The organism is Streptomyces sp. GbtcB7, from assembly GCF_019091445.1.
Taxonomy (GTDB): Bacteria; Actinomycetota; Actinomycetes; order Streptomycetales; family Streptomycetaceae; genus Streptomyces; species Streptomyces mirabilis.
Window position 1 is genome coordinate 249805 of the sequence record NZ_JAGXJM010000013.1, and the last position, 20729, is coordinate 270533.

A 20729-nucleotide genomic window follows, 5' to 3' on the forward strand; every position below is an offset into this window, starting at 1 on the left:
CGCATGTCTGCGGTTGCGTTCTGTCGCGCTGAGCGTAAGGCAGGCAACCACTCCCGAATCGACCCGAGTTGGGCATATTCACTCGCGGGAGTGAGTTTGCGCGGTGGTCGCCGTTTCGGCGGGCGGGAGGGGTGGGGCTTGGTGGGGATTCTTTCCCTCTCGTGTTTCTTGGGGAAGATCGCAGGCAGCACCGGAACCCGCTCCGCCGTGCTCCGGTGCTCCGGTGCTGCGAGATCGAGTTCGGCCCGGACGGGCACTTGGAAACTCCCGCTCCCGCATATGAGTACGGACACTCATGTGCCGTCTCCTGTAGCGGGGTTGAGTGGGGTCATGCTCTTCCTCACCGGCCTCGGCGACTGGCCGAGCCGCCCCTCGGAATGGCCCGATTCCGTTCACTCTCCGCCAGAGGCTGTCTGTGGACTGTCACAGCCGATAGCTAGAGTTGCTGGTGAAGCTTCGGCTGTTTTGGCTGTACGGGGGAGAGATTGTGTTGCCGAGCGATAGTGGGGCGGCGCCTGGACCGTCGTCGTGGGCGTCGAGCGTGTTCGACGCCGCGCAGAACGCGATCGGTGATGTGGTCACCGAACTGTCGTCGTTCACGAAGTTCCAGAAGCGGGTCGACGACCTGATCCGTGACCTCAAGGGTTCGGCGGCGGGACCGGGCGAGGTGGGGCAGGAGCAACTCGCACGTCACCAGTTCGGCGGCGGGAGCGCGGCGTGGGCAGAGGCGTCCGGCCTTTTCACCTCGTACGAGACGGTGATCACCGAGCTGGAGAGCCTGTCGAAACTGCTGTCCGACTCGATGGAGGGCATGGGCATCGCCGTACTGGCCTCGCACAAGGGCTACCAGAACATCGACCTGGACATCCGCGACCGTATGACGGCGATCAGCACGGAGACGACGAAGCACTACGGGGGGAGCTACGACCCCGCGCTGCCGAAGAAGACCCATGGCGGCAGCGAGCCGAACTCGGGCCAGACACCCGCGGGCGGCGACTCGGGAGGCACGATCTGATGTCCGACAAGGGGACCGGCGGCGGTACGTCTTTCGAGGACATGAGCCACGAGCAGATGCTCGCGTGGCTGGACCAGGCGAACGCAGGCACGGTGCAGGGCGCCGCCGACCGGCTGATCGCCGCAGCCGAGGAGATCCGCAAGATCGCGGAGGAACTCAAGGTCCGTCCGCAGTACGTGGAGTGGAAGGGCGAGGGGGCGGACGCGTTCCGCACGTGGAGCGGCGACCTGGCCAACTCGACTTTGCGCCTGGGCGATTTCAGCGAGGGCGCCGCGAAGTGGCTGGGCGAGGCCTCGGGAGCGATCGCCACGGCGCAGGCGTCCATCCCGCGCGACACCAAGAGCGCCCAGGCGAACCTGGACGCGGCGCAAGCGGCGCACAACGACCCGGACGCGGCGACGGTGAGCAGCAAGTCCACGAGCGAACTCGCGGCGCTGGCGGCGGACAAGGAGAAGGTGCGCCAGGAGGCGGCCGCGCAGATGCGGAAGCTGGGCCAGACGTACTCGCTGTCGGCCACGCAGCTGGACGGACTGGAGAGGCCCAAGTTTCCGCCGCCGCCGAAGGCGATTCAGCCTGATCCGGACAGTGTCTGGTCAAACGAAGTCGTGTCGACCGGAGGGGGTGCCACCGACACGCCATCCAGCAGACACACGGTTCCCGCCTCGTTCTCCTCCGGGGCGCCGAGAACTGCGGTCGAGGCCACTGGGCGCGGAGGAGGTATAAGCGATGAATCCGGCTCGCTTGGGACAGTTGAACGATCGCGCCCCGAAGCCTCGGAACATGTGGGCGTGAAGATCGACGGGACGCAGGCACTGCCGCAAGCGCCCTCAGCACCTCCCGTGAATCCGGCCGGCCCGCCGAGCGGTGGCAGGGCTGACGTCGGTGGTTCGCCGCCCGCGGGGACGATTCCGCCGATGCCGAGTGGCGTGCCGGGTTCGCCCGCACGCCTGACGGGTCCGGAGCGCACCACGGCCGGTGGCCGTCCTTCGGTTCAGCCCAGGCTTGGACCGGCGGGACCAGTCTCCCGAGGCGTACGAGGTATCGGAGGTGTTGCCGAGCCGGGGAGCCCGACAGGCACGGCACGTCCGATGGTCGGAGGTCGTCCTGCGGTCCCCCTGGGACGCGGGGTGGCAGTCGCAACTCCCGGACGGGCGCCGGGCAGTAACGGCATCGTCGGTGGCCGTGCCACGTCACCGGCCCCGGGACCGGCTGCTGCTCGGCCCGCCCGTGGGCTGCCGCGCGGCACCGTCGTGGGGGGTGAAACACCCAGCACGCCTGGTCGCGGTGCTAATGGTCCAAAGCCCACTGCCAGTACCGGTGCAGCGCGTAATGGACAGCGCGTGACACCTGAGCTGCGGGGCACGGGAACCGGTCCAAAGAGCGGCGTAGTGGGTGGCCGCCCACAGCCGCAGAAACGCTCGGGAACCGGGCCGTTCACTCGCGGTGGGTCGGGATTGGTGCGAAACCAGGACTCCGATGGCGCTACGCCCACGTCGAGCGCTGTCGGGCGTACGGGCGCGCCGCCGAACGGTTCCCGGACATCGAACTCGCCGAGACGGAATAGCGAGCAGGGCAAGACGGCCGGCAACCGAACCGAGGAGCAGGAGACCGGGCAGCAGAATGGCCGCTTGGAGACCTAGCCACCAGAAGTCGACCGAGCCTGCACATGAGACCCAGAGGATGCAGATGCCTGCCAGCACGATAGGGAACGCCCGCCTTGGGAGTGCCGTCTCCGGAGCCGTGGGCCTGCTGTTGGTGGGCATTGCGGCCACGCCCGCCTACGCGGAGTCCATCCGGGAGCGAGAGTGGCACCTCACGGCGATGAAGGCCGAGCAGATGTGGCAGACCAGCACGGGCAAGGGCATTACCGTGGCCGTCATCGACTCGGGTGTGAACGCTGACCTGCCCGACCTGAAGGGGCAGATACTCCCCGGCATGGACGAGGCACCAGACTCACCCGGCGACGAGCACACGGATTACGAGGGGCATGGAACCGGGATGGCCCTTCTGATTGCCGGCACAGGCAAGGCCAACGGGGGCGCTGGCACTTTCGGCCTCGCACCAGGAGCCAAGATCCTCCCGGTACGGACACCTGACAGGGGATTGGACGGCGTCCGATACACCAAGGAGTTCAGCGAGACCGTGAGCCGCGGGATTCGCTACGCCGTTGACTCCGGTGCACAGGTGATCAACATCTCGATGGCGGTGCCCGAAGGATCGGAGCAACTCACTGCCGCTGTGAAGTACGCGCTGGACAAGGGCTCGCTGATCTTTGCTGGCGTCGGAAACAGCGGCAGCGAAGACAAGGGAAACCCAGTGGAGTACCCCGCCGCGACTCCGGGCGTGGTCGGCGTGGGCGCGGTGGGCAAAGACCTCCGCAAGACCACTGAGTCCGAGTACGGCCCGCAGGTGGACATTGCCGCGCCTGGCGAAGAGATGTACTCCGGATGCCCGAACGGCACGGGCCTGTGCCGCTCCCACGGCACCAGCGACGCCACCGCCCTCGCCTCCGCCAGCGCCGCCCTCATCTGGTCCAAGCACCCGACCTGGACCAACAACCAGGTCCTGCGCGTCATGCTCAACACCATCGGCGGCCCCACGGACGGCGCGAAGCGCAACGACTCCATCGGCTACGGCATCGTGCGCCCCCGCGTCGCCCTGCAGGATCCCGGTGATCCGGGCTCCGCCCACGCGTATCCCCTCCCTGACCTCGCGGCCGCGGCCTCAGCATCTCCGTCGGTAGAGGCCACGGCCCCCAACGGCACAAGTGCCAAGTCGAAGGAGAACAGCACCGCGGTCGCGGCTTCCGCCGAGGACGGAGGCAGTGGCCTCTTCTGGATCGGGCTGGGCGTCGGTGCTGCCGTACTGCTCGGCGGAGCCGTCACGGCCGTGGTCGTCGGCAGGCGCCGACACGCCAGGGGCACCTGAGTACGGGTACTCACGCCTGATGGTTGCCGGTACGGATGAGACGCCTGACGAGGTGACGCTACGGTGTTGCGTGATCACCGCAGCATTGCTGCCGCACGTTTACATGGGTTCGTCGGTGTGCGACGAGACACGGGGGAGGGACCACGCATGGCGTGGGAGGAGTGGGAGCAGCTCAAAACCGTAGCGGCTGAGCGGAACTCGGCCCGGATGCAGCTGAACCACGTGCCGATGGATCCGGGTGGTGCCGGCGGCACGCTGGTGTCGAACAGGCCGGCCTGGGCCAAGGCCGGGGAAGGTGTCGGATCACTCCGTGAGGACATCGGCAAGGCACTGGGGAAGCTGGCGGACGGTCAGAAAGGCTTCGGCAAGGACTCAGGCTGCCTGACCGCAGGGGCCCAGAAGGACGTTTACGGCTCGTGGGAGCGCTACGTCCGGGACGTGAGCGGGCGCTGCGGGAAGTTGGCGGGCTTGCTGGAGAAGACGGGCAATGCCCAACTGGCGACCGACGAGGCGGTTGAGGTCGAGATCGGCAATCTGAAGGTCGAGTACGCGGACACGCCGGTTGTCGGCGGCCAGGCCAAGGGGCAGTGAGCACAAGCATGGACCTTGCAACGCTCAAAGCCCTCAAACCGACCGAGTTCTCGGACGCGGCTGACGGCTACCGCAGCACGTCTGACATGGCGAGCGCGGCCAAGGACCGCATCGACAACCAGATCGCCGTGGCCATGAGGAACTCCCTGAAAGGCGAGGCAGCGACCGCGGCGATCAATCAGCTGACGGAACTGGGCAAGAACTTCCACTACGTCCAGGTCGAATGCGGTCTCGTCAGTACGGCTCTCGAAGCCTTCTCGTACGAGGTGGGAGCGGCCAAGAGCAAGCTCGACGCGGCGCTCGAAGGCGCGCAGGCGGCGAAGCTCACCGTGAATGCCGACGGCTCGATCACCTATCCGCCGAGTGGAGAGAAGGGCGAGGACGGCAAGATCCCCGAAGGCGGCACGGTGAGCGGCCTGACGGATGGCACGGCCTCCGCGGTGGGCCGTCAGGCGGCCAACTTCGACCCCAACCCCAACCACCGCCTCGCACAGGACTACGCGGACCAGATCGCCGCTGCCCTCAAGGAGGCGACGGAGGCCGACGAGAAGTGGGCGCCGAAGCTGCGGACGCTGAAGGCGGACGACGATCTGACCGTCTCCGACAAGGACTGGGCCGACGCTTCCTCGGACACGAAGGGTGTGAGCGAGGCGGGCAAGAAGTATCTCGACTCGCTGCCGCAGCCACCCACGAACGGCAGCCCGAAGGACAACGCGGAGTGGTGGAAGGGACTCAGCGCGGAGGAGCAGGCCGCGTGGGTCTCCATGCATCCCGACTCCGTGGGCGCGCTCGACGGGCTACCTGCCACGGTTCGGGACGAGGCCAACCGCATCGTGTTCGACGAGGCACGGGGCAAGATGCAGACAGAGCTGAATTCGATACCGGCGGCGCCGCTCAATGAGTGGACCTGGATCAGCGCCGGGGGCTACGCGTCCAAGGTGCATACCGATGAATGGATGGAGTGGTACAACAAGTACGGGGACCGGTACGACCACCTCACCACATCTCTCAAGGGCATGGAGTCGATCCAGACCCGCTTCGACGCGACGGGTAATGGTGGGCTGCCCGAGGCGTACCTGCTGGGGTTCAACGCGGACGGCAATGGGCGCGCGATTGTCGCCAACGGGAATCCTGACACCGCTGATCATCAGGCAGTGTATGTGCCGGGCACAACATCGAATCTGGGAAAAATCAACGGCGATATCGGCCGAATGACGGACCTGTGGCGTGTGGCCAATACCGAGGCGCATGGCGAGTCTGTTTCTACGATCACCTGGCTCGGCTACGACGCGCCTCAGAATCTCGTCAAAGACTCGCCGTTCGAACACTACGCATATGACGGCGCTCCGGCATTCCGCGACTTCATGGACGGCCTTGACGCGTCGCATTCCGGTGATTCGGATCCGCACCGAACTGTGATCGCTCACTCGTACGGAACGACCCTTGTCGGCGCCGCGGCCCAGACGGGGCAGCTCAACGCCGATGACGTTGTCCTCGCTGGCAGCCCCGGCGTCAAGGTTTCCCACGCAACGGACCTGGACGTCCCCGCGGGGCACGTGTGGAACGAGGAGGCCGACGGAGATCCTGTTCCGGACATCGGTCGTTTCGGCCATGGTGGGGATGGCTGGGTCGTTCCCAGTGATCCGAGCTTCGGTGCCAACCAGATGACCACGGATACCGAGGGCCACAGCGGTTACTGGGATGCGGGCTCGGACAGCCTGCGGAACCAGGCCCGGGTCGCGGTCGGCAAGGGTGACGACGTAGAGCTGAAGCCGCCGCCGGACCCCTGGGCGCATGTGAAGTAGGAAGCATGGCTGCCCGACCGACAGACCGGCCCGTTTTCCGGTTCGATCAAACGAGGTCCCCGACTTGAAGACGAAACTGGGCGCAATCGCGCTCACCCTGCCCATCGCCCTTGCGACCCTCACCGGATGCAGCATGACTGACACCAACAATTCCGACGACATCCCTTCTTCCGGCGTCAGCACGTCGAGTGACGCCGCCGAGGGTGCGAAGAAGACTTCCAGCGAGCTGTACAACCTTATCGGCCTCAAAGGGAAGGCATCCGACACCGGGCCGGGAGTCAAGGAGTGCGGAAAGAAGGACCCGGACAAGTACTTCCAGATCTTCCATTCCTGGTCCTTCACTCCGACCTCGTCCGAGCAGCTCGATGGCGCGATGGAACAGCTGAAGTCAAAACTGCCCAAGCATGGCTGGGAGGTTGTCGAATACGGACCGGACAGTAGCCGAAACAAGAACCTCAGCCTTACGGCCGACAACGACACGAAGAAATTCAGCGTCAAAATCACCTACCAGGCCAAGGATAATCCGTCGAACCTCAGCTTCTTCGTCGTATCCGGCTGCTATCAGGTTCCGGATGGCCAGAAGATCGAGCAGTTCTGATACGGCCTGGACAGGTGGCACGGTCGTGGGGTAGCGCCCAGGCGAGGAGCGGCAGAACCCCATCAGCGATGGACGCCCGAGGCATTGGGAGGCGTACTCGTTTCATCCGCGCGCGCATACTCAGGCAGGTTGATCCGATGGGCTTCTTCGACAAGTTGACCGGCACCAGGTACCCCGACAGCGGTGTCGTACTGCTGCCGGCCGTGGAACTCCGGGCCGCGCTGCTCGCGCTCAACGGGTCGGATGTGCCGTTCCGCGTGCGCAACGCCCTCCCCAAGGAGAAGGCCAATCTGGTCGCGGAGTGCCGGATCCGGGAAGTGGGCGTGGCCCTCAAGACCCGGGTGCGCCTGCTTCCGGAGAAACGCGAGGTGCGTTTCCTCCACGAGCGGTGGGAGAACCGTTCGTCCGACCACGCCGATGCGCAGTACGGACGTGGGCATGCGCCCGCGGTGTACCGGCAGTGGGAGACCAAGCAGGGCCCCGACGGCCGCCGGCGCAAGGTCGAGACGTTCCGCTTCGACACCCGGGAGATGACGGACCCTCTGCGGAACGTGGTGCTCGGCGCCGGATGGACCTGGCGGGGAGTGCTCAAGCTCTGAGCGTTCGGTGAGACACCGTGACGAGCTTGAAGTGCGCATAACCGGGGTGAGCGGGGAGTCGGCGGAGGTTGAGCACACGTACTCATGCTCGCGGTGCGGACGATGCTGGACATGACACAGAGAAACACCGGCTTCGGACGGCGCCGCAAGGCGATCAACGTCTTGGCCGCGGCGCTGGCCGCGGCAGTGGCGTGCGGCGGTGTGGTGTGGGTCGCCCAGGGGCTGGACCGGTTCCTGGAGGGCGATCCGTACCCGGTGGCGGACCCGGCGGCAACGGCGCAGCGGCTGGACGGCCACACCCAGCACGTCTATGACGCACTGAGGCTGTTCGATGCGGAACTGGCCGACAACTGGCCCGGGGGCGGCGTGGAGGCCGACGGTTCCAGCTGTTATTACCGGGGTTTCAGCAACCTGTCCAAGCAGCTGAGCGACTCCCCGCCGAGTGTGCCGGGCGTGGTCGACGTGGACAGTGAGTGGGCGCTCAAGGGGGTCTCCCCGACGCAGGCGAAGGCAGCGCTTCGGCGGGCGAGGGGCGAGTTGGGCCGGCAGGGGTGGAAGGTCACCTCGTATGACGAGAGCAAGTTCCGGAACGAGCTGAGTGTGCGGCCTCCGGGGACCGATGACACCGTCACGGTCGAGGCGTACCCCGGTGACCGTCTCATGGTGCGTGCGTATGCCGAATGTGCGCGCTATCCGTCGGGCACTCCCATGGGCGCGTACGGCGACCCGGAGCTCCCGAGCCAGCAGGCGCCCCTCCAGCTGCGCCGCTGAGACGCCTCAACGGGCGTGCGGAGCAGGTGCTCGTCGGCTGGAGCCGGGTCATCGGGATGCCTCTTGCCTCAGGCGCGGCGCATGATGCCGTTCTCGGGTGGGATGAGCCAGCGCGGCGAAGGGGCCGGCCTGGCACGCCGCCCCGCGCAGGGTCCAGGCTGACTCTGTGCAGGGCTTTGAAGGTGACCTTCAGTAGGGTGTTGGCGCGTTCGGCGACGCTGCGGATGCCGCGGATCACCTTTTTGAACGTCTGCTGTTCGAGGAGTAGTTCGCGGCCCTGGGGCTTATTGACGGGGTGGCGGTAGCCGTCGCCGGCTATCTCGTGGCCGAGGTCGGTCAGGGTCGGGATGTCCAGAGTTGCGGCGCGCCGATGCGGCCGGTACGCAGCTCGGCCCGACCGCGGTGATCGAAGTACGCGAGGATCTCCTCGTCCTTCATCGGGCGTTCTCGTAGCGGGGCAGTTCCTCGGGAAAGTCGCGGGGATCCTTGCACTCGGCCAGTTTGTAGGCGTGTTTGGCTAGTTGGTAGGCGAAGTCCGTCAGAGCCTGCCGCAGCGGCACGCCCGTGGCCTTGGCAAGTCCGTGGATGCGGGCCTCTCCGACGACGGCATAGGGCTGGGAGGCGTTGTAGGAGGGGACACCTGGCGGAGCACAGGGCACGTACACCGATGAAGTGTCCGCACCGGGATCAACCTGAGCCAGAGCTTCTATCTCGCCGACGGAGACGCGGATGATCCGATTCTGGCTCCCGGATCCTCGATAGTAGGCGAGCCATTTCTCACGCGAGGTGGGCTGGACCCGGGCTTCCCCGGAGATGGACGAGTCATTGCTGGTGGTGACATGACACCAGAAAGTAAGCCCATTCCCCGGGCCCTGGCTGTCGGAGCCACTGTCGGCCGATCGCGCCGACGGCAGCACGCTTTTGACCATGTCCCGTTCGAGAGTGCCTTCGCACATTTTACCGGGGAGTAGATAGATGCCTTTATTCAGGAAAGTCCATCCGGCGCCGCAGAAGAGCCCGAGAACCACTAGGAAAAGAAGGACGACTCTTGTGTTCCGCCAAGAAGTAAACGGCGTCGGGCTGTTCTGTGACTTCCCCACTAGGGACGCTCCTTCGTGTTGCTCAGGTACTCACTACTGGCGTCCCAGCCTGCGTTGACGGCGTTGCGGACGAGATCGTCGGTGCCGTCCTTGGGCAAGTTCACATGGTGCCGGGCAAGCGCGTCGTCAATCGAGTCCGTCGGCGGCAGCCATGGAGGAGAGACGGGCGTGATCGCTGTACCGCCCGAAGTCGTCGAACAGGTCGTGCGCCGCTGAGCCGACCGAGGCAAGGTCCTTCTGGCTGACCGTGAGGTCACCCCAGGCACTCTTGCCGCCACCCCCGCCGCCTCCCGAGGGCGCGAGCTGGTTGAGCTGCATATGTGACGACTGCTTTTTCGCCGCCTCGGACTTCAGCTGCTCCCACTCGTCCCACGCCACCCGTGGACCCCTCCCCGTATGCCTGCTCGGCCTCACCTCAACGGGGGCCTGCGTGTTACCTCTTGTGCTCCGGCATGGCGGAACTGTCCCTCAACCTATCAATCGATCAGATCCGCCAGCCCGAATCAAAGTGGCGATCACGGATCTCTGCACTCCCTCCACAGGTCAGTTCGCCAACCTGTGAGGCCCCCTACGTGGCGGTCGATCAGACTGGCATTCTTGGGCTCTGCGTCATCCATGACGGGGAACCGCTCATTTGCCTGCGGGCGCGCAGTGCCGGACAGAGCGGCACCGGGTGGAACCACGGCCTTCGACAGCTCGCCGCCAACCACGCGCGAGGTCGTCAGGAAATCCGCCCCGCAGCAACCGCCTCGGTAAGCCGCGCCCACGCCTCGGACCGAGGAAGGCAGTGTGCCGGTCGGCAGCGATCAGTTTGGTGTGCAGCACGCCTACGGACGCCACCCGGTGTCAGACGGCGACCTTGGGTGGCAGCGCCGGGAAGGCCGCCGATGCCTGAGTGGACTCCTCAAGCAGGAGGTCCACCTGGACGCGTCGGCCGACCGCCTCCACTCTCTCCGTCACGACATCTTCCACTCCAGGGGCCGCGAAGCTGGAGATCAGCAGCGAAGTGCTTGCCGAGCGAACGACCTCGAGGGCGGCCCCGCCCGTCAGCCGGGCGGGGGCAGGGCTTTTGACGGCGGCGAGGGTCGGCGCGAGGCCGCTACCGGGCAGGTCGGGGCTTCTCAGGGCGCCACCTGAGTGATCGTCCTCAGCTGACCGGACAGACCTGCGGCCGACTCGACGGCGATGAAACGGTCTAGAAGCGGGTCGTCCGGACCGGTCGCTGTTCCCAGAACGTGCTCCCACGCGACGCCCGATTCTCGGGAAGCCTGTCGTAGGGGGCCTGACTCGGCGCCCGCCATGGTCTCCGGACCGCTGTCCCGACGCCGGGGCCGGAGGCCTCGCTCTCTCCTTCGGAGACCCACCCGTCGGCGCCGGCCTCGCTCTGGCCGAGGGTGGCGCCGGATCCGACACCGGCCCCAACCAGCTGGACCCCGCCGCCCCGCGCAAGCCGTCAGTGATCCGCCTGGTCCTGACCGCCACCGCGTCCCAACACCCCGCTGTCCTGGACGACTTCCGGGACTTCGTGGACACGGTCCGCCCGGACGCCGGCGCGGCTTCGTCATAGGTTGATCTCATGGGACTCTTCGACAAGCTGACCGGAACCAAGCGTCCGGCCGGCGGTGTCGCCCCGCGACCCGCCGCCGAGGTCCGCGCGGCGCTGCTCGGCCTCAACCGCTCTGACGTCCCGTACGTCATCCGGGACGGCCGCGCGGAGGGCGCCGACCTGGTGGGGGAGTGGCGGATGCTGGAGCCGGCCTGGCAGAGCTTCTTCGCCCGTACCCGGGTGAGTCGGGTGTTCCAGGTCCGGATGCGCCTGGTCCCGGAGAAGAACGAGGTCCGCTCCCTGGACCAGCAGTACGAGGTCACCTGGCTCGGCGACACCCCCAGGCTGTCCATCTCGGCCGAGGTCCAACGGGGTCAGGTGCAGACGGTTTCGAAGCAGTGGACGCTCGGCGGGGGCAAGGACGGCGGCCTCGAAGCGACCGAGACGTTCAGCTTCGACAGCTCTGCACTCAAGAACCCCCTGCAGGACGCCGTCCTCGGCGCGGGGTGGACCTGGCGCGGAGTCGTCACCGGCAAACTGTGAGGTCGGCGGGTCCCCGAGCAAGGGGTACTTCCTTGAGCTGTGTCGTACGCGTGTTCGTCGTCCTGTGGCTCTAGAGAAGGTCACGTACTGTGAGTGGACTTCCACTCGTCGTCACGGTGCGCCCCGGACGGCACCCCAAGGCCGACCAGAGCGACCTCGGCCGGGGTACGCGCGCGCCCAGGGTTTGACCTGCGTCACTCAAGGGGTACGATCCTCGGCTCGATTGGCCAGCCCCCCGCCCCGTATGGCAGACTGTCGGAGTTGCTCGGTCGAGTGCCGATGCTGCGCGCCTCCCGCCGGGAGGACTGGAAGCGAGTCCCACAGTACTCGTCGCCCGATCTGTCGTCAGGCAGCGCTCGGGCGGACGTACGGGAATCTTCCGGGAAGTGTCAGCGGGGTGCAGACCAGGCGCCCGGTGGTCACGCATTTGGAATATCGAATGCAGCCTGCCCCCGGTCCTGCGGTTGTCTTTTGGGCTGAGCCGCGTCCCTTGGTAGGGAAATCCCTTGTGGATATCCCTGTCAGCAGGAGCGCGACACACCCGACCGCGTGGGTCGGAGAGCGGGACATCTGCCCCCGGGCACCAGAGCGTTTTCACGAGACAAAGGACTACTGAGTAGCCATGGCGGGACAGAAGATCCGCATCCGGCTCAAGGCCTACGACCACGAGGTCATCGACAGCTCGGCGAAGAAGATCGTCGAGACGGTGACCCGCACTGGTGCGTCGGTCGCAGGCCCGGTGCCGCTGCCCACTGAGAAGAACGTGTACTGCGTCATCAAGTCGCCGCACAAGTACAAGGACTCGCGCGAGCACTTCGAGATGCGCACGCACAAGCGCCTGATCGACATCCTCGACCCGACGCCCAAGACCGTTGACTCTCTGATGCGACTCGACCTCCCGGCCGGTGTCGACATCGAGATCAAGCTCTAGGGATCGGTGATCTGAGAATGGCTAAGCAGATCAAGGGCATCCTGGGCGAGAAGCTCGGCATGACGCAGGTGTGGGACGAGAACAACCGTGTTGTTCCGGTCACCGTCGTCAAGGCCGGCCCCAACGTCGTCACCCAGGTGCGTACCAACGACAGCGACGGCTACGAGTCGGTCCAGATCGCCTTCGGCGAGATCGACCCGCGCAAGGTGAACAAGCCCCTCAAGGGTCACTTCGCCAAGGCCGACGTCACCCCCCGTCGTCACCTCGTCGAGATCCGCACCGCGGATGCCTCCGAGTACACCCTCGGCCAGGAGATCTCCGCCGAGGTCTTCGAGGCGGGCGTGAAGGTCGACGTCACCGGCAAGAGCAAGGGCAAGGGCTTCGCCGGTGTCATGAAGCGTCACAACTTCAAGGGCCTCGGCGCCGGTCACGGCACCCAGCGCAAGCACCGCTCTCCCGGCTCCATCGGCGGCTGCGCCACCCCGGGTCGTGTGTTCAAGGGCCTCCGCATGGCGGGTCGCATGGGCAACGAGCGGGTCACCACCCAGAACCTGACCGTTCACGCCGTTGACGCGGAGAAGGGCCTGCTCCTTATCAAGGGCGCGGTTCCTGGTCCGAACGGCGGCCTCGTCCTGGTCCGCACCGCGGCCAAGGGGGCCTGAGGACTATGAGCACCATTGACATTCTGTCGCCCTCCGGCGACACCGCCGGGACCGTTGAGCTCCCGGCCGAGATCTTCGACGTAGAGAAGATCAGCATTCCGCTGCTTCACCAGGTCGTCGTCGCACAGCTGGCCGCCGCCCGTCAGGGCACGCACAAGGTCAAGCGTCGTGGCGAGGTCCGCGGTGGCGGTAAGAAGCCTTACCGTCAGAAGGGCACCGGCCGCGCGCGCCAGGGTTCGACCCGTGCGCCGCAGTTCGCCGGCGGTGGCGTCGTCCACGGCCCCACGCCGCGTGACTACTCGCAGCGGACCCCGAAGAAGATGAAGGCCGCGGCCCTGCGCCACGCCCTCACCGACCGGGCCCGCAACGCTCGCATCCACGTCATCACCGGCGTGATCGAGGGCGAGACCCCCTCCACCAAGGCCGCCAAGAGCTTCCTCGGCAAGGTCAGCGAGCGCAAGAACGTGCTCCTGGTCATCGAGCGCTCCGACGAGGCCGCGCTGCTCTCCGCGCGCAACCTGCCCCAGGTCCACATCCTGGAGCCGGGCCAGCTGAACACGTACGACGTTCTCGTCTCGGACGACGTGGTCTTCACCCAGGCCGCTTTCGAGTCCTTCGTGTCTGGCCCCAAGGCCGCTGACACCGAAGGGAGCGAAGCCTGATGGCTACGCGTCACCCGAGCATTGCCTCCAAGGCGGCCAAGGCCGCCAAGGCCGCGCGCGTCGCCAAGGCGAAGCGCCACGAGGCCGAGGGCAAGAACACCGTCGAGACCCCGCTGAGCAAGTCCTTCACGGATCCCCGTGACGTGCTCCTCAAGCCGGTCGTCTCGGAGAAGAGCTACGCGCTGCTCGACGAGGGCAAGTACACCTTCGTCGTCGCGCCGGGCGCCAACAAGACCCAGATCAAGCAGGCCGTCCAGGCGGTCTTCTCGGTCAAGGTCACCGGCGTCAACACGATCAACCGTCAGGGTAAGCGCAAGCGCACCAAGAGCGGTTTCGGTAAGCGTGCTGACACCAAGCGCGCCATCGTGACCCTCGCTGAGGGCGACCGTATCGACATCTTCGGCCAGGCCTCCTAACGGAGCGCCCTGGTCCGAATATCGGACGAGGACTGAGAAATGGGAATCCGCAAGTACAAGCCGACGACGCCGGGCCGCCGTGGCTCCTCCGTCGCCGACTTCGTCGAGGTCACGCGGTCCACGCCGGAGAAGTCGCTGGTCCGCCCGCTGCACAGCAAGGGCGGCCGTAACAACGCCGGTCGTGTGACCGTTCGCCACCAGGGTGGCGGACACAAGCGCGCCTACCGAGTGATCGACTTCCGTCGTCACGACAAGGACGGCGTGCCGGCGAAGGTCGCGCACATCGAGTACGACCCCAACCGCACCGCGCGCATCGCGCTGCTGCACTACGCCGACGGCGAGAAGCGCTACATCCTCGCCCCGCGCAACCTGCAGCAGGGTGACCGCGTCGAGAACGGTCCCGGGGCCGACATCAAGCCGGGCAACAACCTGGCCCTCCGCAACATCCCGGTCGGTACCACGATCCACGCGATCGAGATCCGTCCCGGTGGCGGTGCCAAGTTCGCCCGCTCCGCCGGTGCCTCGGTGCAGCTGCTCGCGAAGGAGGGCACGATGGCCCACCTTCGTATGCCTTCCGGTGAGATCCGCCTGGTCGACCAGCGCTGCCGCGCCACGGTCGGCGAGGTCGGCAACGCCGAGCAGAGCAACATCAACTGGGGTAAGGCCGGCCGTAAGCGCTGGCTGGGCGTTCGCCCGACCGTCCGCGGTGTGGCGATGAACCCGGTTGACCACCCGCACGGTGGTGGTGAGGGCAAGACCTCCGGTGGTCGCCACCCGGTCTCCCCGTGGGGTCAGAAGGAGGGTCGTACTCGTTCGCCGAAGAAGGCTTCGAACAAGTACATCGTCCGCCGCCGCAAGACGAACAAGAAGCGCTAGGAGCGGGTTTAGATGCCGCGCAGTCTCAAGAAGGGACCCTTCGTTGACGGCCACCTCGTAAAGAAGGTGGACGCTCAGAACGAAGCCGGTACCAAGAACGTCATCAAGACCTGGTCCCGTCGCTCGATGATCATCCCGGCCATGCTCGGCCACACGATCGCGGTGCACAACGGCAAGACCCACATTCCGGTGTTTGTCACCGAGTCGATGGTCGGCCACAAGCTCGGCGAGTTCTCGCCGACGCGCACCTTCCGGGGTCACGTCAAGGACGACCGGAAGTCGAAGCGCCGCTAACGCGGGGTGGAATGACCATGACAGACACTGGAAGGACAACCATGGAAGCCAGGGCCCAGGCGCGGTACATCCGCGTTACGCCCATGAAGGCCCGCCGCGTGGTGGACCTTATCCGTGGCATGGATGCCACGGAGGCTCAGGCGGTCCTGCGTTTCGCCCCGCAGGCCGCGAGCGTGCCGGTCGGCAAGGTGCTTGACAGCGCCATTGCCAACGCCGCGCACAACTACGACCACACCGACGCCGACAGCCTCTTCATCTCCGAGGCGTACGTCGACGAGGGTCCGACCCTGAAGCGGTTCCGTCCGCGTGCCCAGGGCCGTGCCTACCGGATCCGCAAGCGGACCAGCCACATCACCGTGGTCGTCAGCAGCAAGGAAGGAACCCGGTAATGGGCCAGAAGGTTAACCCGCATGGGTTCCGGCTCGGCATCACCACGGACTTCAAGTCCCGTTGGTACGCCGACAAGCTGTACAAGGACTACGTCAAGGAAGACGTCGCCATCCGTCGGATGATGACGTCCGGCATGGAGCGCGCCGGCATCTCGAAGGTTGAGATCGAGCGCACCCGTGACCGCGTGCGGGTGGACATCCACACCGCGCGTCCCGGCATCGTCATCGGCCGCCGTGGCGCCGAGGCCGACCGCATCCGCGGTGACCTCGAGAAGCTCACGGGCAAGCAGGTCCAGCTGAACATCCTCGAGGTCAAGAACCCCGAGACCGACGCTCAGCTGGTTGCTCAGGCCGTTGCCGAGCAGCTGTCCTCCCGCGTCTCCTTCCGTCGTGCCATGCGTAAGAGCATGCAGGGCACGATGAAGGCCGGCGCCAAGGGCATCAAGATCCAGTGTGGTGGCCGTCTCGGCGGCGCCGAGATGTCCCGCTCGGAGTTCTACCGCGAGGGCCGTGTGCCCCTGCACACGCTCCGTGCGAACGTCGACTACGGCTTCTTCGAGGCCAAGACGACCTTCGGCCGTATCGGTGTGAAGGTCTGGATCTACAAGGGCGACGTCAAGAACATCGCCGAGGTCCGCGCCGAGAACGCCGCTGCCCGCGCCGGCAACCGCCCGGCCCGTGGTGGCGGCAACGACCGCCCGGCCGGCCGTGGTGGCCGTGGTGGCGAGCGTGGCGGCCGCGGCCGCAAGCCGCAGCAGGCTCCCGCTGCCGAGGCCCCCAAGGCCGAGGCTCCGGCGGCTGCCGCTCCGGCTGAGAGCACCGGAACGGAGGCCTGACCGACATGCTGATCCCCCGTAGGGTCAAGCACCGCAAGCAGCACCACCCCAAGCGCCGTGGTCAGGCCAAGGGCGGTACGCAGGTTTCGTTCGGCGAGTACGGCATTCAGGCCCTCACGCCGGCGTACGTGACGAACCGCCAGATCGAGGCCGCCCGTATCGCGATGACCCGCCACATCAAGCGTGGCGGCAAGGTCTGGATCAACATCTACCCGGACCGCCCGCTCACGAAGAAGCCTGCCGAGACCCGCATGGGTTCCGGTAAGGGTTCTCCCGAGTGGTGGATCGCGAACGTGCACCCGGGCCGGGTCATGTTCGAACTGTCCTACCCCAACGAGAAGATCGCCCGTGAGGCCCTCACTCGCGCAGCCCACAAGCTGCCGATGAAGTGCCGGATCGTCAAGCGCGAGGCAGGTGAAGCGTGATGTCGGCCGGTACCAAGGCGTCCGAGCTGCGCGAACTGGGTGACGAGGAGCTTCTCGCGAAGCTTCGCGAAGCCAAGGAAGAGCTGTTCAACCTCCGCTTCCAGGCGGCGACCGGTCAGCTCGAGAACCACGGTCGGCTCAAGGCCGTCCGCAAGGACATCGCGCGGATCTACACCCTGATGCGTGAGCGCGAGCTGGGCATCGAAACGGTGGAGGGCGCCTGATGAGCGAGAGCAACGTGACCGAGAACACCACTGAGGCGCGCGGATTCCGCAAGACCCGTGAGGGTCTCGTCGTCAGCGACAAGATGGACAAGACCGTCGTCGTCGCCGTCGAGGACCGCGTCAAGCACGCCCTGTACGGCAAGGTCATCCGCCGTACGAGCAAGCTGAAGGCCCACGACGAGCAGAACGCCGCGGGTATCGGCGACCGCGTCCTCCTCATGGAGACGCGTCCGCTGTCCACGACGAAGCGCTGGCGCATCGTGGAGATCCTCGAGAAGGCGAAGTAATCAAACGGGGGGCTCAGTCCCCCCGTTGCCCCCCGCCGGGGGCCTGCCGCACCGTCAGGTGCCCGGCCCCCGGCGGAGGTTTTCTCCCTCAACAGGCCAAGTAATTCCTGCGGGGCTTACCCGCAGGACGGTTCCGCCAGGCTCGCGGGGCGACCCGAAAGGGATCCCCGCGGGAACCGGCAGACAATCAGGAGATAGACGTGATCCAGCAGGAGTCGCGACTGCGTGTCGCCGACAACACGGGGGCGAAGGAAATCCTTTGCATCCGTGTGCTCGGTGGCTCCGGTCGCCGCTACGCGGGCATCGGTGACGTCATCGTCGCCACCGTCAAGGACGCGATCCCCGGCGGCAACGTGAAGAAGGGTGACGTCGTCAAGGCGGTCATCGTTCGCACCGTCAAGGAGCGCCGCCGTCCGGACGGCTCGTACATCCGCTTCGACGAGAACGCCGCCGTCATTCTGAAGAACGACGGCGACCCTCGCGGCACCCGTATCTTCGGCCCCGTCGGCCGTGAGCTGCGCGAGAAGAAGTTCATGAAGATCATCTCGCTCGCGCCGGAGGTGCTGTAAGCATGAAGATCAAGAAGGGTGACACGGTTCAGGTCATCACCGGCAAGGACAAGGGCAAGCAGGGCAAGGTCATTGCCGCTTACCCGCGCGACGAGCGCGTCCTGGTCGAGGGTGTCAACCGGGTCAAGAAGCACACCAAGGCCGGCCCGACCGCCAGCGGTTCCCAGGCCGGCGGCATCGTCACGACCGAGGCCCCGATTCACGTGAGCAACGTTCAGCTCGTCGTGGAGAAGGACGGCAACAAGGTCGTCACGCGTGTCGGTTACCGCTTCGACGATGAGGGCAACAAGGTTCGCGTTGCCAAGCGGACGGGTGAGGACATCTGATGGCTACCACCACGACTCCGCGTCTCAAGACGAAGTACCGCGAGGAGATCGCGGGCAAGCTGCGTGAGGAGTTCTCCTACGAGAACGTCATGCAGGTTCCCGGCCTCGTCAAGATTGTGGTCAACATGGGTGTCGGCGACGCCGCCCGTGACTCGAAGCTCATGGACGGTGCCGTCCGTGACCTGACCACGATCACCGGTCAGAAGCCGGCCATCACCAAGGCCCGCAAGTCCATCGCGCAGTTCAAGCTGCGTGAGGGTCAGCCGATCGGTGCCCACGTCACGCTCCGTGGCGACCGCATGTGGGAGTTCCTGGACCGCACCCTGTCGCTCGCGCTGCCGCGCATCCGCGACTTCCGCGGCCTGTCCCCCAAGCAGTTCGACGGCCGTGGCAACTACACCTTCGGTCTCACGGAGCAGGTCATGTTCCACGAGATCGACCAGGACAAGATCGACCGTACCCGGGGCATGGACATCACCGTGGTGACCACGGCGACCAACGACGCTGAGGGCCGTGCCCTTCTCCGTCACCTCGGCTTCCCCTTCAAGGAGGCGTAAGCGAGATGGCGAAGAAGGCTCTGATTGCCAAGGCTGCTCGTAAGCCCAAGTTCGGCGTACGTGGCTACACGCGCTGCCAGCGCTGCGGCCGTCCGCACTCCGTGTACCGCAAGTTCGGCCTGTGCCGCGTCTGCCTTCGTGAGATGGCTCACCGTGGCGAGCTGCCGGGCGTGACCAAGAGCTCCTGGTAGTCCCCCCAACAAGGGATTCCAGGGCTCTCGGTAAGTAAAGGGTTCGGTCAGGTGCCCTGCCCTCCATGGCTTAGGCTAGGAGGGTTGGGCGCCTGACGCCCGTACGACTTACTACGCCGTAGGTCCCCGCACCGCACCCGTCCCGCCACTGAGTGGGGAGAGGGATGGCGCATACAGGAAACCCCGGCGAGAGAGGCCGAAGGCCAATTCATGACCATGACTGATCCCATCGCAGACATGCTTACTCGTCTGCGTAACGCGAACTCGGCGTACCACGACGATGTCGCGATGCCGCACAGCAAGATCAAGTCGCACATCGCAGAGATCCTCCAGCAGGAGGGCTTCATCACCGGCTGGAAGGTCGAGGACGCCGAGGTCGGCAAGAAGCTCGTCCTCGAGCTGAAGTTCGGCCCGAACCGTGAGCGCTCCATCGCGGGCATCAAGCGGATTTCGAAGCCGGGTCTGCGTGTGTACGCGAAGTCCACCTCCCTGCCCAAGGTGCTCGGTGGCCTCGGCGTGGCGATCATCTCCACGTCGCACGGTCTCCTCACCGACAAGCAGGCCGGCAAGAAGGGCGTAGGCGGAGAAGTTCTCGCCTACGTCTGGTAACGGAAGGGAACGGAGGAAACAGCTATGTCGCGTATTGGCAAGCTCCCCATCACGGTTCCCGCCGGCGTGGACGTCACCATCGACGGCCGTACGGTCCAGGTGAAGGGCCCCAAGGGCACCCTCTCCCACACCGTCGCGGCGCCGATCGAGGTCGCCAAGGGTGAGGACGGCATTCTCAATGTCACCCGCCCGAACGACGAGCGTCAGAACAAGGCCCTGCACGGCCTGTCCCGCACGCTGGTGGCGAACATGATCACCGGCGTGACCACGGGTTACGTGAAGAAGCTCGAAATCAGCGGTGTCGGTTACCGCGTCCTGGCGAAGGGCTCCAACCTGGAGTTCTCGCTCGGCTACAGCCACTCGATCACCGTCGAGGCCCCCGAAGGCATCACCTTCAAGGTCGAGAACCCGACGCGGTTCTCGGTCGAGGGCATCGACAAGCAGAAGGTCGGAGAGGTTGCGGCCAACATCCGCAAGCTGCGCAAGCCCGACCCGTACAAGGCCAAGGGCGTCAAGTACGAAGGCGAAGTCATCCGCCGCAAGGTCGGAAAGGCGGGTAAGTAAGCCATGGCATACGGTGTCAAGATTGCTAAGGGCGACGCTTACAAGCGTGCTGCCATCAAGCGTCGTCACATCCGCATCCGGAAGCACATCTCCGGTACGGCTGAGCGTCCGCGCCTGGTCGTGACGCGCTCCAACCGCCACATCGTGGCCCAGGTCATCGACGACGTTAAGGGTCACACCCTCGCGTCGGCGTCGACCCTGGACACCACGGTCCGTGGTGGCGAGGGCGACAAGTCCGCGCAGGCCAAGTCGGTCGGCGCCCTGGTCGCCGAGCGCGCCAAGGCCGCCGGTGTCGAGGCTGTCGTATTCGACCGTGGTGGTAACCAGTACGCCGGGCGCATTGCCGCTCTGGCGGACGCCGCCCGCGAAGCCGGACTCAAGTTCTGAGTCGGTTCCGTAGCTAGCGGAAACAGAG

The 20729-nt window shown here is 66.1% G+C and carries 29 protein-coding genes and 1 pseudogene; 27 read left to right on the forward strand and 3 right to left on the reverse strand.

All coding sequences use genetic code 11. The features are described 5' to 3' along the window. Positions 1-541 precede the first annotated feature (541 nt). From KVT44_RS22865 to KVT44_RS22900, 8 genes are all read left to right on the forward strand, one after another. A complete protein-coding gene (locus KVT44_RS22865) occupies positions 542-1015 on the forward strand; it encodes a hypothetical protein (protein ID WP_217568318.1) in 474 nt (157 codons plus the stop codon). Next, on the forward strand, positions 1015-2655 hold the full coding sequence (locus KVT44_RS22870; protein WP_217568319.1) for a WXG100 family type VII secretion target: 1641 nt from the start codon (positions 1015-1017) through the stop codon (positions 2653-2655). Before KVT44_RS22865 ends, KVT44_RS22870 begins: the two co-directional genes overlap by 1 nt. Before the next feature lie 46 nt (positions 2656-2701). Then, a complete protein-coding gene (gene mycP / locus KVT44_RS22875; RefSeq protein WP_217568320.1) occupies positions 2702-3943 on the forward strand; it encodes a type VII secretion-associated serine protease mycosin in 1242 nt (413 codons plus the stop codon). 147 nt (positions 3944-4090) lie between these two features. Further along, complete coding sequence (locus tag KVT44_RS22880; RefSeq protein WP_217568321.1) at positions 4091-4534, forward strand: hypothetical protein; 444 nt, start codon at positions 4091-4093, stop codon at positions 4532-4534. A gap of 8 nt (positions 4535-4542) precedes the next feature. After that, positions 4543-6339, forward strand: a complete 1797-nt coding sequence (locus tag KVT44_RS22885; protein ID WP_190169948.1) for an alpha/beta hydrolase — start codon at positions 4543-4545, stop codon at positions 6337-6339. A 64-nt stretch (positions 6340-6403) separates the two neighbouring features. After that, complete coding sequence (locus KVT44_RS22890; protein WP_254649718.1) at positions 6404-6937, forward strand: hypothetical protein; 534 nt, start codon at positions 6404-6406, stop codon at positions 6935-6937. 137 nt (positions 6938-7074) lie between these two features. Further along, a complete protein-coding gene (locus KVT44_RS22895; RefSeq protein WP_217568322.1) occupies positions 7075-7536 on the forward strand; it encodes a hypothetical protein in 462 nt (153 codons plus the stop codon). A 111-nt stretch (positions 7537-7647) separates the two neighbouring features. Further along, positions 7648-8307, forward strand: coding sequence for a hypothetical protein (locus KVT44_RS22900; RefSeq protein ID WP_217568323.1), 660 nt, complete (start codon positions 7648-7650; stop codon positions 8305-8307). A gap of 142 nt (positions 8308-8449) precedes the next feature. Here the strand turns inward: KVT44_RS22900 and KVT44_RS58190 are convergent. The 3 genes and pseudogenes from KVT44_RS58190 to KVT44_RS22910 form a co-directional block, all read right to left on the reverse strand. Further along, positions 8450-8677 (reverse strand): annotated as a pseudogene (locus KVT44_RS58190) (transposase family protein); the annotation flags it as partial. A gap of 64 nt (positions 8678-8741) precedes the next feature. After that, positions 8742-8972, reverse strand: coding sequence for a hypothetical protein (locus KVT44_RS22905; protein WP_217568324.1), 231 nt, complete (start codon positions 8970-8972; stop codon positions 8742-8744). Positions 8973-9533: 561 nt separating this feature from the next. After that, positions 9534-9785, reverse strand: coding sequence for a hypothetical protein (locus KVT44_RS22910; protein ID WP_217568325.1), 252 nt, complete (start codon positions 9783-9785; stop codon positions 9534-9536). 1198 nt (positions 9786-10983) lie between these two features. Between KVT44_RS22910 and KVT44_RS22915 the strand changes: the two genes are divergently transcribed. The 19 genes from KVT44_RS22915 to rplR all read left to right on the forward strand — a co-directional run bounded on the left by KVT44_RS22915 (position 10984) and on the right by rplR (position 20701). Continuing rightward, positions 10984-11496, forward strand: coding sequence for a hypothetical protein (locus tag KVT44_RS22915; protein ID WP_217568326.1), 513 nt, complete (start codon positions 10984-10986; stop codon positions 11494-11496). Positions 11497-12118: 622 nt separating this feature from the next. Then, complete coding sequence (gene rpsJ / locus KVT44_RS22920) at positions 12119-12427, forward strand: 30S ribosomal protein S10 (RefSeq protein ID WP_003948644.1); 309 nt, start codon at positions 12119-12121, stop codon at positions 12425-12427. A gap of 17 nt (positions 12428-12444) precedes the next feature. After that, positions 12445-13089, forward strand: coding sequence for a 50S ribosomal protein L3 (gene rplC, locus KVT44_RS22925; RefSeq protein ID WP_030619125.1), 645 nt, complete (start codon positions 12445-12447; stop codon positions 13087-13089). Between the two features lie 5 nt (positions 13090-13094). Then, entirely contained in the window at positions 13095-13751 is a 657-nt protein-coding gene (gene rplD / locus KVT44_RS22930; RefSeq protein ID WP_060900353.1) for a 50S ribosomal protein L4, read from the forward strand. Further along, on the forward strand, positions 13751-14167 hold the full coding sequence (gene rplW / locus KVT44_RS22935; RefSeq protein ID WP_099921128.1) for a 50S ribosomal protein L23: 417 nt from the start codon (positions 13751-13753) through the stop codon (positions 14165-14167). Before rplD ends, rplW begins: the two co-directional genes overlap by 1 nt. Before the next feature lie 39 nt (positions 14168-14206). Further along, the gene (gene rplB, locus KVT44_RS22940; protein ID WP_030039757.1) at positions 14207-15043 is read left to right on the forward strand and encodes a 50S ribosomal protein L2; all 837 of its coding nucleotides are present in this window, start codon (positions 14207-14209) and stop codon (positions 15041-15043) included. Between the two features lie 12 nt (positions 15044-15055). Further along, entirely contained in the window at positions 15056-15337 is a 282-nt protein-coding gene (gene rpsS / locus KVT44_RS22945) for a 30S ribosomal protein S19 (protein WP_015035577.1), read from the forward strand. Positions 15338-15378: 41 nt separating this feature from the next. After that, on the forward strand, positions 15379-15726 hold the full coding sequence (rplV, locus tag KVT44_RS22950) for a 50S ribosomal protein L22 (protein WP_003974262.1): 348 nt from the start codon (positions 15379-15381) through the stop codon (positions 15724-15726). Continuing rightward, entirely contained in the window at positions 15726-16562 is an 837-nt protein-coding gene (gene rpsC / locus KVT44_RS22955; RefSeq protein WP_067367107.1) for a 30S ribosomal protein S3, read from the forward strand. Before rplV ends, rpsC begins: the two co-directional genes overlap by 1 nt. 5 nt (positions 16563-16567) lie before the next feature. After that, the gene (gene rplP, locus KVT44_RS22960; protein ID WP_010986348.1) at positions 16568-16987 is read left to right on the forward strand and encodes a 50S ribosomal protein L16; all 420 of its coding nucleotides are present in this window, start codon (positions 16568-16570) and stop codon (positions 16985-16987) included. After that, positions 16987-17211, forward strand: a complete 225-nt coding sequence (gene rpmC, locus KVT44_RS22965) for a 50S ribosomal protein L29 (RefSeq protein ID WP_217568327.1) — start codon at positions 16987-16989, stop codon at positions 17209-17211. The genes rplP and rpmC overlap by 1 nt, the downstream gene beginning before the upstream one ends. Further along, positions 17211-17498, forward strand: coding sequence for a 30S ribosomal protein S17 (gene rpsQ, locus KVT44_RS22970; protein ID WP_099921127.1), 288 nt, complete (start codon positions 17211-17213; stop codon positions 17496-17498). The genes rpmC and rpsQ overlap by 1 nt, the downstream gene beginning before the upstream one ends. 200 nt (positions 17499-17698) lie before the next feature. Then, complete coding sequence (gene rplN, locus KVT44_RS22975; protein ID WP_003998823.1) at positions 17699-18067, forward strand: 50S ribosomal protein L14; 369 nt, start codon at positions 17699-17701, stop codon at positions 18065-18067. A gap of 2 nt (positions 18068-18069) precedes the next feature. Further along, a complete protein-coding gene (gene rplX, locus KVT44_RS22980; RefSeq protein WP_067367101.1) occupies positions 18070-18393 on the forward strand; it encodes a 50S ribosomal protein L24 in 324 nt (107 codons plus the stop codon). Further along, positions 18393-18950, forward strand: a complete 558-nt coding sequence (rplE, locus tag KVT44_RS22985; RefSeq protein ID WP_099921126.1) for a 50S ribosomal protein L5 — start codon at positions 18393-18395, stop codon at positions 18948-18950. Before rplX ends, rplE begins: the two co-directional genes overlap by 1 nt. A gap of 5 nt (positions 18951-18955) precedes the next feature. Next, entirely contained in the window at positions 18956-19141 is a 186-nt protein-coding gene (locus KVT44_RS22990) for a type Z 30S ribosomal protein S14 (protein ID WP_003948630.1), read from the forward strand. A 210-nt stretch (positions 19142-19351) separates the two neighbouring features. Next, the gene (rpsH, locus tag KVT44_RS22995) at positions 19352-19750 is read left to right on the forward strand and encodes a 30S ribosomal protein S8 (RefSeq protein WP_055614920.1); all 399 of its coding nucleotides are present in this window, start codon (positions 19352-19354) and stop codon (positions 19748-19750) included. A 24-nt stretch (positions 19751-19774) separates the two neighbouring features. After that, positions 19775-20314: a 50S ribosomal protein L6 gene (rplF, locus tag KVT44_RS23000; RefSeq protein WP_067367096.1), complete on the forward strand. Its 540-nt coding sequence runs from the start codon at positions 19775-19777 to the stop codon at positions 20312-20314. Between the two features lie 3 nt (positions 20315-20317). After that, positions 20318-20701 (forward strand): 50S ribosomal protein L18, encoded by a 384-nt coding sequence (gene rplR, locus KVT44_RS23005; protein WP_067367094.1) that lies wholly within the window; start codon positions 20318-20320, stop codon positions 20699-20701. Positions 20702-20729: the final 28 nt, after the last annotated feature.

Bases quoted from the DNA above. Each gene is read 5' to 3' on its own strand.
- KVT44_RS22870 (WP_217568319.1), top strand. From the start codon at position 1,015: ATGTCCGACAAGGGGACCGGCGGCGGTACGTCTTTCGAGGACATGAGC.
- mycP (WP_217568320.1), top strand. From the start codon at position 2,702: ATGCCTGCCAGCACGATAGGGAACGCCCGCCTTGGGAGTGCCGTCTCC.
- KVT44_RS22880 (WP_217568321.1), top strand. From the start codon at position 4,091: ATGGCGTGGGAGGAGTGGGAGCAGCTCAAAACCGTAGCGGCTGAGCGG.
- KVT44_RS22885 (WP_190169948.1), top strand. From the start codon at position 4,543: ATGGACCTTGCAACGCTCAAAGCCCTCAAACCGACCGAGTTCTCGGAC.
- KVT44_RS22895 (WP_217568322.1), top strand. From the start codon at position 7,075: ATGGGCTTCTTCGACAAGTTGACCGGCACCAGGTACCCCGACAGCGGT.
- KVT44_RS22900 (WP_217568323.1), top strand. From the start codon at position 7,648: ATGACACAGAGAAACACCGGCTTCGGACGGCGCCGCAAGGCGATCAAC.
- KVT44_RS22915 (WP_217568326.1), top strand. From the start codon at position 10,984: ATGGGACTCTTCGACAAGCTGACCGGAACCAAGCGTCCGGCCGGCGGT.
- rpsJ (WP_003948644.1), top strand. From the start codon at position 12,119: ATGGCGGGACAGAAGATCCGCATCCGGCTCAAGGCCTACGACCACGAG.
- rplC (WP_030619125.1), top strand. From the start codon at position 12,445: ATGGCTAAGCAGATCAAGGGCATCCTGGGCGAGAAGCTCGGCATGACG.
- rplD (WP_060900353.1), top strand. From the start codon at position 13,095: ATGAGCACCATTGACATTCTGTCGCCCTCCGGCGACACCGCCGGGACC.
- rplW (WP_099921128.1), top strand. From the start codon at position 13,751: ATGGCTACGCGTCACCCGAGCATTGCCTCCAAGGCGGCCAAGGCCGCC.
- rplB (WP_030039757.1), top strand. From the start codon at position 14,207: ATGGGAATCCGCAAGTACAAGCCGACGACGCCGGGCCGCCGTGGCTCC.
- rpsS (WP_015035577.1), top strand. From the start codon at position 15,056: ATGCCGCGCAGTCTCAAGAAGGGACCCTTCGTTGACGGCCACCTCGTA.
- rplV (WP_003974262.1), top strand. From the start codon at position 15,379: ATGGAAGCCAGGGCCCAGGCGCGGTACATCCGCGTTACGCCCATGAAG.
- rpsC (WP_067367107.1), top strand. From the start codon at position 15,726: ATGGGCCAGAAGGTTAACCCGCATGGGTTCCGGCTCGGCATCACCACG.
- rplP (WP_010986348.1), top strand. From the start codon at position 16,568: ATGCTGATCCCCCGTAGGGTCAAGCACCGCAAGCAGCACCACCCCAAG.
- rpmC (WP_217568327.1), top strand. From the start codon at position 16,987: ATGTCGGCCGGTACCAAGGCGTCCGAGCTGCGCGAACTGGGTGACGAG.
- rpsQ (WP_099921127.1), top strand. From the start codon at position 17,211: ATGAGCGAGAGCAACGTGACCGAGAACACCACTGAGGCGCGCGGATTC.
- rplX (WP_067367101.1), top strand. From the start codon at position 18,070: ATGAAGATCAAGAAGGGTGACACGGTTCAGGTCATCACCGGCAAGGAC.
- rplE (WP_099921126.1), top strand. From the start codon at position 18,393: ATGGCTACCACCACGACTCCGCGTCTCAAGACGAAGTACCGCGAGGAG.
- KVT44_RS22990 (WP_003948630.1), top strand. From the start codon at position 18,956: ATGGCGAAGAAGGCTCTGATTGCCAAGGCTGCTCGTAAGCCCAAGTTC.
- rpsH (WP_055614920.1), top strand. From the start codon at position 19,352: ATGACCATGACTGATCCCATCGCAGACATGCTTACTCGTCTGCGTAAC.
- rplF (WP_067367096.1), top strand. From the start codon at position 19,775: ATGTCGCGTATTGGCAAGCTCCCCATCACGGTTCCCGCCGGCGTGGAC.
- rplR (WP_067367094.1), top strand. From the start codon at position 20,318: ATGGCATACGGTGTCAAGATTGCTAAGGGCGACGCTTACAAGCGTGCT.